Origin of the sequence: Xanthomonas sp. DAR 35659, assembly GCF_041242975.1 — a bacterium.
GTDB lineage: Bacteria > Pseudomonadota > Gammaproteobacteria > Xanthomonadales > Xanthomonadaceae > Xanthomonas_A > Xanthomonas_A medicagonis.
Genome location: NZ_CP162488.1, coordinates 2,928,758 through 2,945,514, shown reverse-complemented (window position 1 = coordinate 2,945,514; position 16,757 = coordinate 2,928,758). Strand labels below are relative to the sequence as shown.

Annotated in this window: 13 protein-coding genes; 10 read left to right on the top strand and 3 right to left on the bottom strand. The window is 69.7% G+C overall.

Going from position 1 to position 16,757, the window contains the following annotated elements:
- The 8 genes from folK (at position 1) to AB3X07_RS12345 (ending at position 10,901) form a co-directional block, all read left to right on the top strand.
- Positions 1–504, top strand: a complete 504-nt coding sequence (folK, locus tag AB3X07_RS12380) for a 2-amino-4-hydroxy-6-hydroxymethyldihydropteridine diphosphokinase (RefSeq protein WP_369938911.1) — start codon at positions 1–3, stop codon at positions 502–504.
- Positions 505–535: 31 nt separating this feature from the next.
- Complete coding sequence (gene panB, locus AB3X07_RS12375; RefSeq protein WP_369938910.1) at positions 536–1,354, top strand: 3-methyl-2-oxobutanoate hydroxymethyltransferase; 819 nt, start codon at positions 536–538, stop codon at positions 1,352–1,354.
- Positions 1,351–2,190 carry a pantoate--beta-alanine ligase gene (gene panC, locus AB3X07_RS12370; protein ID WP_369938909.1) on the top strand — a complete coding sequence of 280 codons (840 nt, stop codon included), beginning with the start codon at positions 1,351–1,353 and terminating at the stop codon, positions 2,188–2,190. Before panB ends, panC begins: the two co-directional genes overlap by 4 nt.
- A 365-nt stretch (positions 2,191–2,555) precedes the next feature.
- Positions 2,556–3,479: an IS110 family transposase gene (locus AB3X07_RS12365; RefSeq protein ID WP_369938742.1), complete on the top strand. Its 924-nt coding sequence runs from the start codon at positions 2,556–2,558 to the stop codon at positions 3,477–3,479.
- A 326-nt stretch (positions 3,480–3,805) separates the two neighbouring features.
- A complete protein-coding gene (panD, locus tag AB3X07_RS12360) occupies positions 3,806–4,186 on the top strand; it encodes an aspartate 1-decarboxylase (RefSeq protein WP_019798646.1) in 381 nt (126 codons plus the stop codon).
- The gene (gene pgi / locus AB3X07_RS12355) at positions 4,183–5,697 is read left to right on the top strand and encodes a glucose-6-phosphate isomerase (protein ID WP_369938908.1); all 1,515 of its coding nucleotides are present in this window, start codon (positions 4,183–4,185) and stop codon (positions 5,695–5,697) included. The genes panD and pgi overlap by 4 nt, the downstream gene beginning before the upstream one ends.
- A gap of 598 nt (positions 5,698–6,295) precedes the next feature.
- A complete protein-coding gene (locus AB3X07_RS12350) occupies positions 6,296–8,896 on the top strand; it encodes a glycoside hydrolase family 3 protein (protein WP_369944743.1) in 2,601 nt (866 codons plus the stop codon).
- A gap of 442 nt (positions 8,897–9,338) precedes the next feature.
- The gene (locus AB3X07_RS12345; protein WP_369938907.1) at positions 9,339–10,901 is read left to right on the top strand and encodes a sodium/sugar symporter; all 1,563 of its coding nucleotides are present in this window, start codon (positions 9,339–9,341) and stop codon (positions 10,899–10,901) included.
- Positions 10,902–10,966: 65 nt separating this feature from the next.
- Here AB3X07_RS12345 and AB3X07_RS12340 read toward each other — a convergent pair whose 3' ends face one another.
- The 3 genes from AB3X07_RS12340 to AB3X07_RS12330 form a co-directional block, all read right to left on the bottom strand.
- Positions 10,967–12,754 (bottom strand): EAL domain-containing protein, encoded by a 1,788-nt coding sequence (locus AB3X07_RS12340; protein ID WP_369938906.1) that lies wholly within the window; start codon positions 12,752–12,754, stop codon positions 10,967–10,969.
- A 128-nt stretch (positions 12,755–12,882) separates the two neighbouring features.
- Positions 12,883–13,449, bottom strand: coding sequence for a response regulator transcription factor (locus AB3X07_RS12335; protein WP_369938905.1), 567 nt, complete (start codon positions 13,447–13,449; stop codon positions 12,883–12,885).
- The gene (locus tag AB3X07_RS12330; protein WP_369938904.1) at positions 13,446–14,669 is read right to left on the bottom strand and encodes an ATP-binding protein; all 1,224 of its coding nucleotides are present in this window, start codon (positions 14,667–14,669) and stop codon (positions 13,446–13,448) included. Before AB3X07_RS12330 ends, AB3X07_RS12335 begins: the two co-directional genes overlap by 4 nt.
- A gap of 124 nt (positions 14,670–14,793) precedes the next feature.
- On the opposite strand from AB3X07_RS12330, the gene ispG reads away from it, so the two are divergent.
- Complete coding sequence (gene ispG / locus AB3X07_RS12325; protein WP_369938903.1) at positions 14,794–16,059, top strand: flavodoxin-dependent (E)-4-hydroxy-3-methylbut-2-enyl-diphosphate synthase; 1,266 nt, start codon at positions 14,794–14,796, stop codon at positions 16,057–16,059.
- Complete coding sequence (locus tag AB3X07_RS12320; RefSeq protein ID WP_369938902.1) at positions 16,040–16,753, top strand: phosphatase PAP2 family protein; 714 nt, start codon at positions 16,040–16,042, stop codon at positions 16,751–16,753. The genes ispG and AB3X07_RS12320 overlap by 20 nt, the downstream gene beginning before the upstream one ends.
- Positions 16,754–16,757 lie beyond the last annotated feature (4 nt).

Genomic DNA, 16,757 nt, shown 5'->3' with positions numbered 1-16,757 from the left:
ATGGACGTGCCCGCGCCGGTGCAGGCCTGCATCGGCCTGGGCGGCAACCTCGGCGAGGCGGCGGCGACCCTGCGCGCGGCCATCGCCGCGCTGGACACGCTGCCGCACACGCGCCTGCTGCGCGCCTCGCAGTTGTACCGCAGCCCGGCCTGGGGCAACCAGGCGCAGCCGGACTTCATCAACGCCGCCGCGCTGGTGGCGACCACGCTGGCGCCGCTGGACCTGCTGCAGGCGCTGCTGGCGCTGGAAGCCCGCCATGGCCGCCAACGCACGCCCGGGGAACGCTGGGGTCCGCGCACTCTGGACCTGGACCTGCTGCTGTACGCCGACGCGGTGATCGACCTGCCCGGGCTGCAGGTGCCGCATCCCCACCTGCACGAGCGCGCATTCGCCCTGCTGCCGCTGGCCGAGATCGCCGCGGAGGCGACGATTCCCGGCCATGGAACGGTGCGTGACATACGCGACCGCATCGAAACCGACGGAATCGCGCCAATCGGTAGATAATGCAAGGCTTATCACCGTACCGCATGAGCTAATGAGCAGCCACGCCGACAGCAAGCCCTGGACCGTCCCCGCCCTGGCCGAGGCCAAGCGCCGCCAGCAGAAGCTGGTGATGCTGACCGCCTACGACGCCGGCTTCGCGCGCACCTTCGACGCCAACGGCGTGGACCTGATCCTGATCGGCGATTCGCTGGGCATGGTGGTGCAGGGCCACGACTCGACCCTGCCGGTGACCGTGGACGACATCGTCTATCACACCGCCGCGGTGGCGCGGGTGCTGCAGCGGGCGCTGCTGGTGGCCGACCTGCCGTTCCAGTCCGATGCCACCCCCGAGCGGGCCCTGGATGCGTCGACCCGCCTGCTGCAGGCCGGCGCGGAGATGGTCAAGCTGGAGGGTGCCGGGCACAAGCTGGAGGTGATCCGCTTCCTCAGCGAACGCGACATCCCGGTGTGCTCGCACCTGGGCCTGACCCCGCAGTCGGTGCTGACCTTCGGCGGCTACAAGATCCAGGGCCGCGAGGAGGCCGCCGCGGCCAAGCTGCTGGCCGACGCCAAGGCGGTGGCCGCGGCCGGCGCCGCGCTGCTGGTGCTGGAGTGCGTGCCGTCGCCGCTGGCGGCGCGGATCACCGCCGAGATCGAGATCCCCACCATCGGCATCGGCGCCGGCCCCGACTGCGATGGCCAGGTGCTGGTGCTGCACGACTTCCTGGGCCTGGACAGCGGCCATCGCCGCCCGCGCTTCGTCAAGGACTTCCTGGCCGAAGGCGGCTCCATCGCCGGCGCCACGCGCGCCTATGCCGATGCCGTGCGCGCCGGCACCTTCCCCGACGCCGAACACGCCTACGCCAAATGATCGAGACCATCACCGACCTGGCGCGGCTGCGCGCCGTCGTTTCCGGCTGGAAGCGGCAGGGCCTGCGCGTGGCCTTCGTGCCGACCATGGGCAACCTGCACGCCGGGCATTTCTCGCTGGTGATGCTGGCGCGGCAGTACGCCGACCGGGTGGTCTCCAGCGTGTTCGTCAATCCGACCCAGTTCGGCCCGAACGAGGATTTCACCCGCTACCCGCGCACGCCCGAGGCCGACACCAGCGGCCTGGAAGGCGCCGGCTGCGACGTGCTGTGGCTGCCGACGGTGGAGAGCATGTATCCGCTGGGCGTGGAGCTGGCGCTGCGCATGCACACCCCGGGCGTCAGCGAAGTGCTGGAGGGCGCCTGCCGGCCGGGCCATTTCGACGGCGTCTGCACCGTGGTCGCGCGCCTGTTCAACCAGGTGCAGCCGGACCTGGCCGCGTTCGGCAAGAAGGATTACCAGCAGTTGGCGGTGATCCGGCAGATGGTGGCCGACCTGGCGTTCCCGATCGAGATCCTCGGCGGCAGCATCGTGCGCGAGGCCGACGGCCTGGCGATGAGCTCGCGCAATCAGTACCTGTCGGCCGAGGAGCGGCCGCGCGCGGCGCAGATCCGGCAGACGCTGCTGGCGATGCGCGAAGGGCACAGCGCCGGGCGCCCGCGCGCCGAGGTGGAGGCGGCGGCGACCGCGCAGTTGCAGGCGGCCGGTTTCGATGTGGACTACACCGTGCTGCGCATGCCGGACCTGAGCGAGCCGCAGGACGACGCGGGCCCGCGCGTGGCGCTGATCGCCGCGCGACTGGGCCGCACCAGGTTGATCGACAACCTGGAGTTCTGAGCGGGTAGCGGGTAGCGGGTAGCGGGTGCGTGGTCGTTACAAGCGGAATGTGTGGCCAACGCGCAGAGGTGTTGCGAGCGGGGTGTCGGCCCTGATCGTGTCCGAACCCGTCAAAGCCTGCCGCTGCGTTCGTCGCGGCTGAAGCCGCTTGTGTCAAAAGAGGGTCTATCGTTGAAGGTGAGAGCGGGGTGCGGCAGGCCGTTAAGCCGCAGTGCCAAGCGAGCACGAGTAGGAGTCAGTGCCGCCGCACCCCGGTTCTCCTGCCTGACAAGCCCGAACAGTTGCCTGAGCCGGGAGCTCGAACATCACAAGCCTGGGCATTGGCAGGAGCGCTCTCGACCCTAAGTCTACTGCGGAGAACGTCTATGCGGCGCTTTGTCGGGATCGATGTTGCCAAGGCCGAACTGGTCATTCATGTGCTGCCGGACGGACTGGCCTGGACCCAGCCCAACACGCCGCAAGGGCGCGTTGAGCTGGTCCAGCGTCTGGCGAGGCTGGAGTGCGAACGGATCGTGCTGGAAGCCAGCGGCGGCTACGAACATGAGGTGCTGCGGACGCTGCGGCAGGCCAACCTGCCGGCGGTGCGGATGTGTGCGCAGCGCCCACGTGCGTTGGCCAAGGCGCTGGGCATCAAGGCCAAGACCGACGCCCTGGACGCGCGTCTGTTGGCCGTGACAGCCCAAGCCATTGTGGCCCCCCCGACGGACGTGTTGCCCGAGCACCTGCAGCACCTGCGCGAACTGCTGGATCTGCGCAATGCTCTGGTCGGCCAGCACGACGCCCTGCGGCGGCGTCTGGAGCACATCACCAGCCCGGAGGTGCGGCGCCACTGCCAGGAAGCGATCGACCTACTGAAGCGGCAGAGCGATGCGCTGAAGCGAGACCTTCAGCAGCAGGCCGACGCGTGTTCGACCCTGCCCAAGGTGCCGGGGCTGGGGCCGATCCTGCGCGCCACCCTGGCCGCACGCCTGCCGGAACTGGGAACGCTGCCGCCGCGCAAGCTGGCCGCCCTGGTCGGGCTGGCGCCGTTCAATCACGACAGCGGCCGCTGGCAAGGCCAGCGCCGCATCAAAGGCGGGCGCAGCGACGTGCGCCGCGCGCTGTACATGGCCACCTGGGCCAGCATCCGCGCCAAATCCCCCTTGGCCCAAACCTATGCGCGCCTGCAAGCGGCCGGCAAACCGGCCAAGGTCGCCATCGTCGCCTGCATGCACAAGTACCTACGCTGGCTCAATGCCATCGCGCGCGATCAGGCTTCTTACGCGCCTCCCGTCATCGCTGCTGCATGACAGTTGACTCCTACAGGGGCTTGCTGGGAGTTGGCTGGGTGTACTGTGGGAGGGACTTCAGCCCCGACGGGGTCCGAAGCCAGCATGCCCGTCGCTTCCCGATGTTGTCCGCAAGTGCGGGATTCGCCGCTCGCTTGATCGGGTTTGGCTTGCACACGTCGCCCATGCCCGCATCCGCGGCCGGATGCAGTCGGAGCATGTCCTGCGGCCGGCCCGCCGGGACGCGATGCGGGCCGCGTCGCGCCCGCCGCCAGACCCTTGCTGCCACCGCCGCTTAACCCCCGGCTGCTAAACTGCGCCTCTATCCCCACCGCAGTACCGCGAGCATGCAACTGAGCCTGTTGAAGACCAAGATCCACCGCGCCACCGTCACCCACTCGGAACTCAACTACGAAGGTTCCATCGCCATCGACGGGCTGCTGCTGGACGCCACCGGCATCCGCGAGTTCGAGCAGGTGCACATCTGGGACGTCACCAACGGTGCGCGCTTCAGCACCTACGCGATCCGCGCCGACGAGGGCAGCGGCATCATCTCGCTCAACGGCGGCGCCGCGCGCCACGTGCAGGTCGGCGACCTGATCATCATCGCCGCCTTCGCCGGCATGAGCGAGGAGGAAGCCGCGCGCTTCCAGCCGACCCTGGTCTACGTGGACGGCAACAACAAGATCACCCACACCAACCACAGCATCCCGAAGCAGGCCGCATGACACAGTCCACCGGTTTCGACGCACTGCATTCCCACGCCCAGCGCTTGCGCGGGGCGCGCCTTCCCGAACTGCTGGCCGCCGAGCCGGGCCGGGTCGACGACCTGGCGCTGCAGGTCGGACCGCTGTACTTCAACTTCGCCCGGCAGAAATACGACCGCGCCGCGCTCGACGCGCTGCTCGCGCTGGCCGCCGAACACGACGTGGCCGGTGCCTTCCAGCGCCTGTTCCGCGGCGAGACGGTCAACGTCACCGAAGGCCGCGCCGCGTTGCACACCGCGCTGCGCGGCGACCTCACCGACGCGCCGGTGGCCAGCCAGGCCAACGCCAGCGCGCGCGAGGTGCAGCAGCGCATGCGCGCGCTGATCGACGCCTTGGCGCAGACCGAGGTCACCGACATCGTCAGCGTCGGCATCGGCGGCTCCGATCTCGGCCCGCGCCTGGTCGCCGACGCGCTGCGTCCGGTGGCCGGCGCGCGTTTCCGCGTGCACTTCGTCTCCAACGTGGACGGCGCGGCGATGCAGCGCACCCTGGCCACGCTGGATCCGGCGCGCACCGCCGGCGTGCTGATCTCCAAGACCTTCGGCACCCAGGAAACCCTGCTCAACGGCCAGATCCTGCGCGACTGGCTGGGCGGCAGCGAGCGCCTGTACGCGGTCAGCGCCAATCCCGAGCGCGCCGCCAAGGCCTTCGACATCGCCGCCGGCCGCGTGCTGCCGATGTGGGACTGGGTCGGCGGGCGCTACTCGCTGTGGTCGGCGGTGGGCTTCCCGATCGCGCTGGCGATCGGCGTCGACGCCTTCGAGCAGTTGCTGGACGGCGCCGCGCAGTTCGACGACCACGCATTGAACGCGCCGCTGGAGCGCAACGTGGCCGTCCTGCATGGCCTGACCACGCTGTGGAACCGCAACCTGCTCGGCTATGCCACCCAGGCGGTGATGACCTACGACCAGCGCCTGGCGCTGCTGCCGGCCTACCTGCAGCAGTTGGTGATGGAGAGCCTGGGCAAGCGCGTGCGACTGGACGGCAGCCCGGTCGAAGCCGACACCGTGCCGGTGTGGTGGGGCGGCGCCGGCACCGACGTGCAGCACAGCTTCTTCCAGGCGCTGCACCAGGGCACCAGCATCGTGCCGGCCGACTTCATCGGCTGCATCCGCAACGACGACCCGTACACCGTCAACCACCAGGCGCTGCTGGCCAACCTGCTGGCGCAGACCGAGGCGCTGGCGAACGGGCAGGGTAGCGACGATCCGGCCCGCGACTATCCGGGTGGCCGCCCGAGCACGCTGATCCTGCTCGACGCGCTGACCCCGCAGGCGCTGGGCGCGCTGATCGCGATGTACGAGCACAGCGTCTACGTGCAGTCGGTGGTCTGGGGCATCAACGCCTTCGACCAGTTCGGCGTGGAACTGGGCAAGCAACTGGCCAGCCAGTTGCTGCCGGCGCTGCAGGGCGAAACCACCGAGGTCGCCGACCCGGTGACGCGCGCGGTGTTGGCGCGGTTGCGCGGCTGAGGTTCGGTGTCGATCCGGATGCGACGGGGCCTGAGGGCCCCGTTTCTTTTTGTGGGGTAGCCGTCGCGCAATGCGGCAACGGGACAGACGTGCCAGTTGCCTGTGGCGCAGCGAGGAGCGCGCCACCGCCCTCGCTCGCTGGCCGGAGACTGCGACCGATTCGCTGGCACTGTGTCGTTCGCGCGAGACCTTCGACGCGTTCCCAAAGCGCGCCGTTACCGCGCCCAGCGCCGGTCTCACGCCAGGTGGTCTCTGGATCGATCGAGCACGCTCGTTGGCGTAAACCGAGTGGACGCAAGGACGTCGTAACAGGAACGCGCCAGCACCACGTCCGACTTGCGCAGTTCCCGGAACTGTCGGTGGTGCGATGCAGCAAATGCAATTCGCCGAGCCGGCGCGAAATGCGGCTGGTAACGCTAACAGCCACGTGGCGGGATGCGCTTTTGGGTATTCCATCCCTATAGCGCAATCCGATATGCCACTATGGCCTTGGCATACCTCGGTGCGTTGTTGACAGCATCGGGGCGAGTAATGAAGCGTAGGCGCCGGTCGCGCGTCTCGGGAGGGAGTGCGGCCTTCGTGTGTCGTGCATTCGTTCCTGGGAGGGAAGCTCTTGCAAAAGCAGTCTGCTGGCGTGTCCGCGCCGATCCGTAACGCGCTGGCCACCGCGGCCGCGCTGGGCCTGTTGGCGTTGGCTGCGGCCGGTCCCGGCCAATCCGCTCCGGCCGCCGCCGCCGCCGCGCCGCCGGCCATCCATCCGCAGCTGTGGCCGTCGCCGGCCTGGCCGCTGGCCGAGGATCCCGCGCTCGAAGCGCGCATCACCAAGCTGATGGCGCAGATGACGGTAGAGCAGAAGGTCGGGCAGACCGTGCAGGGCGACATCGCCAGCATGACCCCGGACGACGTGCGCAAGTACCACATCGGCTCGGTGCTGGCCGGCGGCAATTCCGATCCAGGCGGCAAGTACGACGCCAGCCCGGCGCAGTGGCTGGCGCTGGCCGACGCCTACTACGAGGCCTCGATGGAGAAGGGCAAGGCGGGCCCGGCGATTCCGATCATCTTCGGCATCGACGCGGTGCACGGGCAGAGCAACATCGTCGGCGCCACGCTGTTCCCGCACAACATCGGCCTGGGCGCCACGCGCAATCCGGACTTGATGCGCAAGATCGGCGCGGTCACCGCCGCCGAGACCCGCACCACCGGCATGGAGTGGACGTTCGCGCCGACCGTGGCGGTGCCGCAGGACGATCGCTGGGGCCGCACCTACGAGGGCTACTCCGAGTCGCCCGAGGTGGTCGCCAGCTTCGCTGGCAAGGTGGTCGAAGGCCTGCAGGGCATCCCCGGGCAGCCCGGTTTCCTCGACGGCTCGCACGTGATCGCCTCGGTCAAGCATTTCCTCGGCGACGGCGGCACCACCGACGGCAAGGACCAGGGCGACACGCGGGTCAGCGAGCAGCAGTTGCGCGACATCCATGGCGCGGGCTATCCGCCGGCGATCGCGGCCGGCGCGCAGACGGTGATGGCCTCCTTCAACAGCTTCAATGGCGTGAAGATGCACGGCAACGCGCCGATGCTGACCGACGTGCTGAAGGGGCAGATGCATTTCGGCGGCTTCGTGGTCGGCGACTGGAACGGGCATGCGCAGGTGCCCGGCTGCACCAAGGACGACTGCCCGGCGTCGTTCGTCGCCGGCGTGGACATGCTGATGGCGCCCGACAGCTGGAAGGGCGTGTACGAGAACGCGCTGAAGGCGGTCAAGTCGGGCCAGATCCCGATGGCGCGGCTGGACGATGCGGTGCGGCGGATCCTGCGGGTGAAGCTGCGGCTGGGCCTGTTCGAGGCGGGCAAGCCGTCGCAGCGTCCGCTCGGCGGCAAGTTCGAACTGCTCGGCGCGCCGGAGCACCGCGCGGTGGCGCGGCAGGCGGTGCGCGAGTCGCTGGTGCTGCTGAAGAACCAGAAGCAGCTGCTGCCGCTGAAGCCGCAGAGCAAGGTGCTGGTGGCCGGCGACGGCGCCAACGACATGGGCAAGCAAGCCGGCGGCTGGACCCTGAACTGGCAGGGCACCGGCACCAAGCGCGCCGACTATCCGAACGGCAACACGATCTGGGAAGGCCTGCAGCAGCAGGTGCAGGCCGCCGGCGGCAAGGCCGAACTGGCGATCGACGGTAAGTACCGGGACAAGCCCGACGTGGCGGTGGTGGTGTTCGGCGAGAACCCGTACGCCGAGTTCCAGGGCGATATCGCCACGCTGCTGTACAAGCCCGGCGACGACAGCGATCTGCAACTGATCAAGCGGCTCAAGGCCGACGGCATTCCGGTGGTGGCGGTGTTCCTGAGCGGACGGCCGCTGTGGGTCAACCGCGAGATCAATGCCGCCGACGCCTTCGTCGCCGCCTGGTTGCCCGGTTCCGAGGGCGGCGGCGTGGCCGACGTGCTGTTGCGCAAGCCCGACGGCGGCATCCAGTACGATTTCCACGGCAAGCTCAGCTTCTCCTGGCCGCGCAGCGCGACCCAGTACGCCAACAACGTCGGGCAGAAGAACTACAACCCGCAGTTCGCGTTCGGCTACGGCCTGACCTACGCCGATAAGGGCGACGTGAGCCGGCTGTCGGAAGTGTCCGGGGTCTCCGGCGCGCAGGCGGTGGGCGGGGTGTACTTCGAGCGCGGCAAGCCGGCGCCGGGCATCAACCTGATCCTGCAGGGCGCCAGCCAGGCCAACCTGCCGGCGGCGACGATGCCGGCGGCGCTGGCCGACGGCTCGCTGAAGGTCACCGCGATCGACCACAAGGCGCAGGAAGACGCGCGCCGCTTCGCGTGGTCGGGCAAGGGCAAGGCCGGCATGGCGCTGGTGCTGCCCAAGCCGCTGGACGTCTCGCGCGAGAGCAACGGCGACGTGCAGTTGATCCTGACCATGAAGGTGGACGCGGCGCCGAGCGGCGCGGCGCGCATCGGCGTGGGCTGCGGCACCGGCTGCGCGGCGCAGGTCGACCTGGGCAAGGCGCTCGCGGCGCTGCCCAAGGGCGAATGGCGCACGCTGGGAGTGCCGCTGAAGTGCTTCAGCGTCGCCGGCGCGGACGTGTCCAAGCTGGAGCGGCTGCCGGTGATCGAGAGCGACGGCGCGCTGGACCTGTCGGTGTCGCGGATCGCGCTGGGACCGAGCAACGATGCGCAGAGCGTGGTCGACTGCGCGGTGCGCTGAGCCGCGCGCCAGGATGCAGTGGCGCCGTCGCGGTGACGGCGCCGTGCGCACGGCGACACGCGCGAAGGCGTGCTGTGGCTAGGGCATCTAGCGCGGCGCGCTCACGCAGTGCGGCGCGAGCGGATGCGGCGGCGAGCCGTGCGCCGGGCACCACCCAGCCAGGCATCGAAGCGCAGCGCTACGTGTTGTCGGAACGCCTGACCGGAACATCGGGCGCGGCATCCGGCCGGTTCCGCTCATGGGCAGGCGTCTCGGCGCGTGCACCCGCGAGCAGCCGGCAAGCCGGTCGGCGCCGATGCTTCCCGATGGCTGCATGCCTCGGCAGACAGTTGGTCCTCTCGCCCGATGCAGGTCGGTGCGAAGCAAACACAAGCAAGCCCGTCCGGCGGGACGGGTTCATCGCGACACAGGCGAACGGGCCGCGGCCCGTGGGAGAAGTGCAGTGGGTCTGGCGACGTTGGATGTGGCGATCGTATTGGTCTACCTGGCGGGCATCTTCGTGCTCGCGCAATGGGTGTCGCGGGAGAAGGCAGGGCACAGCAAGAGCGCCGAGGACTACTTCCTGGCCGGCAAGACGCTGCCGTGGTGGGCGATCGGCGCCTCGCTGATCGCGGCCAACATCTCCGCTGAGCAGATCATCGGCATGGCCGGCTCCGGCTATGCGATCGGCCTGGCGATCGCCTCCTACGAGTGGATGGCGGCGCTGACCCTGCTGATCGTCGGCAAGTTCTTCCTGCCGATCTTCCTGCGCAACGGCATCTACACCATGCCGCAGTTCCTGGAGCAGCGCTACGGCAAGTGGATCCGCACGTTGATGGCCGTGTTCTGGCTGCTGCTGTACGTGTTCGTCAACCTGACCTCGATCCTGTGGCTGGGCTCGATCGCGGTGAGCCAGGTCACCGGCATGGACCAGACCCTGGCGCTGGCGCTGATCGGCGTGTTCGCGCTGGTCTACCAGCTGTACGGCGGGCTCAAGGCGGTGGCGCTGACCGACATCGTGCAGGTCACCCTGCTGGTGCTGGGCGGATTGCTGGTGGCCGGGCTGACGCTGTCGCGCATCGGCGACGGGGCCGGCGTGCTGGCCGGCTTCAAGCACCTGTGGAATGCGCACCCCGAGCACTTCCACATGATCCTCTCGAAGGACAACCCGTTCTACAAGGACCTGCCGGGCCTGAGCGTGCTGCTCGGCGGGCTGTGGGTGATGAACATCAGCTACTGGGGCTTCAACCAGTACATCATCCAGCGCGCGCTCGCCGCCAAGGATTTGGGCGAGGCGCAGAAGGGCATCGTGTTCGCCGCGTTCCTGAAGCTGCTGATGCCGGTGGTGATCGTGGTGCCGGGCATCGCCGCGGTGGTGCTGGCGCCGGACCTGGCCAAGTCCGACCAGGCGTATCCGACCATGATGCAACTGTTGCCGACCGGCATTCTCGGGCTGGTGTTCGCCGCGCTGGTGGCCGCGATCGTGGCCTCGCTGGCGTCGAAGATCAATTCGGTGGCGACGATCTTCACCCTGGACTTCTACGCCAAGTTCCGCCCGCAAACCGAGCAGAAGCAACTGGTGCGGGTCGGCCGCATCGCCGCGGTGCTGTCGGTGCTGGTCGGCATCCTGACCGCGCGGCCGTTGCTGGGCAATTTCGACCAGGGCTTCCAGTTCATCCAGGAATTCACCGGCTTCTTCACCCCGGGCGTGGTGGTGATTTTCATGCTCGGCCTGTTCTGGAAGCGCGCCAACGAGGCCGGTGCGCTGACCGCGGCGATCGGCTCGGTGGTGCTGTCGTTCGCGCTCAAGTTGGCCTGGCCAGAACTGCCGTTCATGGACCGCATCGGCGTGGTGTTCCTGGTGGCGCTGGTGCTGGCGGTGGTGGTGTCGCTGCTGACCCCGGCCCGGCAGGCGCGCGACCTGATCCGCACCGACGATGTGGCCTACGGCACCTCGCTCGGCTTCAAGCTCGGCGCGGCCGGCGTGATCGCGATCCTGGTCGCGCTGTACACGGTGTTCTGGTGAGGCGCCCGCGGCGCTCGCCGTGAGGCGATCGCCGCATCACTTGCGGACGCGTCGGCGCGCGCCGGTCAGGCGCCGCGCCCTGGCGCGGCCAACCAGGTTTCCAGCGCCGCGGCCGGCATCGGCCGCGCGATCCAATACCCCTGGCCTTCGTCGCAGCCCCAGTCGCGCAGCATTGCGTAGGTCTCCTCGGTCTCGATGCCTTCGGCCACCACCTGCTGGCCGAAATCGTGGCCGAGCCGGATCATCGACGGCACGATCATGCAGTCGGTGCGGCTGCCCGGCAGCGAGCGGATGAACGACTGGTCGATCTTCAGCGCGTTGGCCGGAATGCGCTTGAGGTAGCTGAGGTTGCTGTAGCCGGTGCCGAAATCGTCGATGGCGATCTTCACCCCCAGCGCGCTGATGTCCTGCAACTGCTCGGCCACGCGTTGCGGATGCCGGATCATCGCGCTCTCGGTGAACTCGATCTCGATGCGGCCCGGCTCCAGCGCATGCTGCGCCAGCAACCCGCGCAGTGTGGCGATGAAGTCATCCTGCTCCAGGTCCACCGCAGAGACGTTCAGCGAGACGCTGAACCGGTGTCCCTGCCGCTGCCAGGCCGCGGCCTGGGCGATGCCGGCCTGCAGCACCCAGGCGGTGACGCGGCTCATCAGCGCGGTCTTTTCCGCCAGCGGAATGAACTCGTTGGGCGCGACCGCGCCGAGCAGCGGGTGCTGCCAGCGCAACAGCGCTTCCACGCCGACGCAGGCGCCGCTGTGCAGGCTGACCCGCGGCTGATAGTGCAGGCTCAGCTGATCGCGCGCGTCCAGCGCTTCGGGCAGCGCGGCCAGGATGCGGAAGGCGTTGCGTTGGCTGGCGTCGTGGCCGCGTTCGTACAGGCTCCACGGCAGGCCGCGCTGGCGCGCCATGTCCACCGCGGTGGTCAGCGAACGCAGCGTGTGATTGGCGCTGAGCGCGCCGTCCAGGCGCACCGCGCCGATCGACGGCGTCGCCGCGTGCGGAATGCCCTGGTGCTCTATCGCCTCGGCGAAGGCGCCGCACACCTGCGTGCAGCGCTGCGCCAGTTGCGCCGGATCGTGGCCGTCCACGACGAAGGCGAAGCTGGTGGTGTCGATGCGGTACGCGGGGCGCCCGTCCAGCGCCGCCAGCAGGCGGTCGCGCGCGGCCAGCAGATAGCCCTCGGCGTATTCCCAGCCCAGCGCCTTGACCATGTCGCGGAAGTAGTCGGCGCCGCACACGTCGATGGCCACGCCGGTGTCGTGCTGGTCCTTGCTCTGCAGCGACAGCCACATGGTCAGGTCTTCGTTGAAACGGCTGCGGTTGGGCAGGCCGGTCAAGGCGTCGACGAAGCCGGTGTTGCGCAGGGTCTCGATCCGCAACAGCAGCAGATCGCGCAGCTCCTCCAGGGTGGCGCGCGACGCCGCGTCGAACACGTGGCGCGGTTCGCTGTCGATCACGCACAAAGTGCCCAGGCCGGTGCCGTCGGCCAGGATCAGCGGCGCGCCGGCGTAGAAGCGGATGAAGGGCGGCCCGGTCACCAGCGGGTTGTCGCGGAAGCGCGGATCCTGCCGCGCGTCGGCCACCACCAGCAGTTCCGGGTTGTGGATCGCATGCGCGCAGAACGCCTGGCTGCGCGGCGTCTGCGGCGCGGCCAGGCCGACCCGCGACTTGAACCACTGCCGCTGTTCGTCGATCAGCGACACCAGCGCGATCGGCGTGCGCAGGCTGCGCGAGGCCAACTGGGTGATCAGGTCAAAGGCGCGGTCGGCTGGCGTGTCGAGCAGGCACAGCTGACGCAGGGTGGCCAGCCGCTTGGATTCGTCGGGTGGCGTCGGAAGAGGGCGGGACGTCATGCCTTGTTAGCGGCGCGCGGCCCATCGACTTGAATCGATCCGCGCCCTGCGACGTAGACGAACGCGACGCGATTTGCGACGTGAAGATCGCGTGATGAAGCGCGATGGCGCTGGCTTCCGTCGGACCGCTAGCGAGGCGGTTCGCGCTGCGGGCTGGGGCGCTTGGCCAACTTGCGCTGCAGCGAGCGCCGGTGCATGCCGAGCAGGCGTGCAGCGGCCGAGACATTGCCGCCGGTCTCGTGCATGGCCTGCTGGATGTGTTCCCACTGCAGGCGGCTGAGCGGGGTCATCGCGTCCGGCACGTCGGCGCCGTCGTCGTCCTCGGCCTCCTCCGCCTCCAGGTTCAGCGCGCGCAGGATCATCGGCACCGTGGCCGGCTTGGGCAGGTAGTCGTCGGCACCGAGCTTGATCGCCTCCACCGCGGTGGCGATGCTGGCGTAGCCGGTGACCAGCAGGATGCGCATGTCGGCGCGGATCGCGCGCAGCGGCTGGATCAGCGCCAGTCCGGATTCGTCGCCGAGCTTGAGGTCGATCAGCGCGTAGTCCGGCGGCGTGGCCGTGGCCAGCGCCAGCGCCGCCGCGCCGCTGTCGGCGGTCTGCGTCTCCAGTCCGCGGCGGGCGAGGGTGCGCTGCAGGGTGCGCAGGTACAGCGGATCATCGTCGACCAGCAGGCCCAGCGGGGTGTCGGTGTTCATGCGGAGGTCTCCAGGGCGAGCAGCGGCAGGCGGAAGCCGACCCGGGCGCCGTGGCCGGGCGCGGGCTGGGTCCAGAGTTCGCCGCCCAGGCGTTCGATGGTCGCATGCGACAGCGCCAGGCCCACGCCCATGCTGTCGGGCTTGCCGCTGCGGAACAGGGTGGCCGGCAACGCGACCTGGTTGGCGTCGAAGCCGCCGCCGTAGTCGCGCACCTCGCCGATCAGTTCGCTGCCGGTGACCCGCACGTTCAGGTCCACTTGCGGGTGGCCGGCGCGCTCGCCGGCATCGGCGGCGTTGTTCAGCAGGACCTGCAACAGGTGGCCGATCGCGCTTTCCAGACGCAGTTGCAGCGGCGCGTCGTCGTTGCGGCGCAATTGCACGGTCGGCCGCACCAGTTGCCACTGGTGCAGCACGTGCGCCAGCGACACCGTGCCGCCGCCGGCGCGCTGCGCCGGCGCGGCCAGCGCCAGCACCCGCTCGCGGCACTGCACCAGCAGTTCGCGCAGGGTGTCCAGGTCCTCGCGCAGTTCCGGTTGGGTGCTCTGTTCGGCGATGTCGTCGGTGAGCAGGGTCATCGTCGCCAGCGGCGTGTTCAGTTCGTGCGCCACCGACGCGGCGTGGGTCGCCAGGGCGACGATGCCCTCGTTGCGGGTGAAGCGCTCGCGCAGCAGCGCCAGTTCGCGCTCGCGCTCGCGCATGGCCATGGCCAGGCGGGTCGAGAACACCACCACCACGACCGTGGAGAGCAGGAAGTTGGCGGCCATGCCCCAACGCTGCAGGTCCAGTGCCTGGTAGGGACCGGGGGGCAGCGGCAGGCCGAACACCGCGCTGACCGTGTAACCGGCCACGCAGGCCAGCGCCACCGCCAGCGCCCAGCGCAGCGGCAGGGCCAGCACCGCCAGCGCGATCAGCACCAGGAACAGCGAGCCGAAGGCGTTGCCGATGCCGCCGCTCCAGCCGACCATCCAGGTCAGCACGGTCACGTCGACCAGGATGTGGCCGAAGGCGGTGGCGGGCGCGGCGGTGTCGGCGTGGCGCAGGCGCAACTGCGCGTAGAGGTTGAACAGGGCCAGCGCGGCCACCCCGGACCACAGCGGCGCCTGCGGCAGCGGCAGCCGCATCGCCCAGGTCGCCACCAGGATCGTCGCCGCCTGGCCGGCGGTGGCCAGCCAGCGCAGGCTGCACAGGGTGCGCAGGAACGAGGCGTCGGTGGAAGTCATGGCGCGCATCGTATGCGTTGGCGCCGGCGGCTGTCTGCGACAAACCGTCGCAGTGCCGGCGGCATGGCTGAACCGCGCGCGGCGGGGAGTGGGGTGGGGCCGCCACTCACGCTAAAATGCGCGCATGCACGATGCCGTCAGCCGACCCACTCCCCCCACCGACGCGGCGCCCTGGGCGCGCCGTCCCACCCAGCCGGTCCGCATCGGGGGCGTCGTCGTGGGCGGCGGCAGTCCGGTGGTGGTGCAGTCGATGACCAACACCGACACCGCCGACGTCGCCTCCTCGGTCAAGCAGGTGGCCGAGCTGTGGCGCGCCGGTTCGGAGATGGTGCGGCTGACCGTCAACAACGCCGAGTCGGCCGCGGCGATCCCGCGCATCGTCGACAAGCTGCGGATGATGGGCATCGAAGTGCCGCTGATCGGCGACTTCCACTACAACGGCCACCAGTTGCTGGCCGCCGAGCCGGCCTGTGCCGAGGCGCTGGCCAAGTACCGGATCAACCCCGGCAACGTCGGCTTCGGCAAGAAGAAGGACACCCAGTTCGCGCAGCTGATCGAGTTCGCGCTGAAGTACGACAAGCCGGTCCGCATCGGCGCCAACTGGGGCTCGCTGGACCAGTCCCTGGCGGCGCAGCTGATGGACGAGAACTCGCGGCGCGAGGTGCCGTGGGACGCCGGCCGGGTGCTGCGCGAGGCGCTGATCCGCTCGGCGCTGGATTCGGCCGAGCGCGCGGTGGAACTGGGCCTGGGCCGCGACCGCATCGTGCTCAGCTGCAAGGTCAGCGGCGTGCAGGAACTGATCGCGGTGTACCGCGACCTGGCGCAGCGCTCGGATTTCGCGCTGCACCTGGGCCTGACCGAGGCCGGTATCGGCAGCAAGGGCATCGTCGCCTCCAGCGCGGCGTTGGCCGTGCTGATGCAGGAGGGCATCGGCGACACCATCCGCATCTCGCTGACCCCGGAGCCGGGGCAGTCGCGCACGCAGGAGGTGATCGTCGCCCAGGAACTGCTGCAGACCACCGGCCAGCGCGCCTTCACCCCGCTGGTCACGGCCTGCCCGGGCTGCGGCCGCACCACCTCCGAGTTCTTCCAGGAACTGGCCAAGGTGGTGCAGAACCATGTCCGCGAACGGATGCCGGAGTGGAAGGTGACCCATCCCGGCGCCGAGAGCATGACCCTGGCGGTGATGGGCTGCGTGGTCAACGGCCCGGGCGAATCGCGCCACGCCAACATCGGCATCTCGCTGCCGGGCACCGGCGAGGCGCCGGCCGCGCCGGTGTTCATCGACGGCGAGAAGAAAGTGACCCTGCGCGGCGAGAACATCGCCCAGGAGTTCGTGGCGCTGATCGACGACTACGTCGAAACCACGTATGTCCGTCGCGCCGGGTGAGGCCCCGCCCGAGCGCGCCGCCGGCGTGCGCCATTGGCTGCGCCGCAACGCCTGGCGCATCGGGTTGCTGTTCGCCGGCGTGCTGCTGCCGCTGGGCGTGTTCGTGGCCTTGGCCGACGAGGTCCACGCGCTGGAGAACTTCTATTTCGACGAGCCGCTGCTGTGGAGCATGCGCGGGTTGACCTCGCCCGGCTGGGACCGGTTCTTCACCGTGGTCACCGAAGCCGGCTACCAGTACGGGGTGATCCCGCTGGATGTCGCGATCGTGCTGGCGTTGCTGACACTGCGGCGCTGGCGCGAAGCCATGTTCGCGGCTTTTTCCTTCGTCGGCTCGGCGCTGCTGAACATGGGCGCCAAGCAGTTCTTCCAGCGCGACCGGCCCAGCCTGTGGGAATCGATCGCGCCCGAGCACCACACCTTCAGTTTTCCCAGCGGCCATGCGATGGGCTCGATGACGCTGGCGGCGGTGGTGATTGCCTTGGCGTGGCGCACGCGCTGGCGCTGGCCGGTGCTGGTGCTGGCCAGCGCCTTCGCCCTGCTGGTCGGCGTGTCGCGGATCTACCTGGGCGTGCATTACCCCTCCGACATCCTCGGCGGCTGGTGCGCGGCGCTGGTGTGGGTGGTCGGCCTGTACCTGCTGATGTTCCGCGGCGAACGGCGCCCGCGCTGGCGGCGCCGGCGCGCCTCGGCCTGAGCGG